Origin of the sequence: Pantoea sp. ICBG 828, assembly GCF_002928355.1 — a bacterium.
GTDB lineage: Bacteria > Pseudomonadota > Gammaproteobacteria > Enterobacterales > Enterobacteriaceae > Pantoea > Pantoea dispersa.
The window spans coordinates 1-255 of sequence record NZ_POWN01000034.1; the positions used below are offsets into that span (position 1 = coordinate 1).

Here is a 255-nt window from a genome sequence, read left to right on the forward strand (position 1 = left end):
GAGTGAACGCACCGCTGGTGTTCGGGTTGTCATGCCAATGGCACTGCCCGGTAGCTAAGTGCGGAAGAGATAAGTGCTGAAAGCATCTAAGCACGAAACTTGCCCCGAGATGAGTTCTCCCTGACCCTTTAAGGGTCCTGAAGGGACGTTGAAGACGACGACGTTGATAGGCCGGGTGTGTAAGCGCAGCGATGCGTTGAGCTAACCGGTACTAATGACCCGTGAGGCTTAACCTTACAACGCCAGAGGCGTTTT

General features: G+C 54.1%; 1 rRNA gene. It reads left to right on the forward strand.

The window, feature by feature from the left end:
• Window positions 1-236: ribosomal RNA gene (locus tag C1Y43_RS23520) — 23S ribosomal RNA — on the forward strand; the annotation flags it as partial.
• Window positions 237-255: the final 19 nt, after the last annotated feature.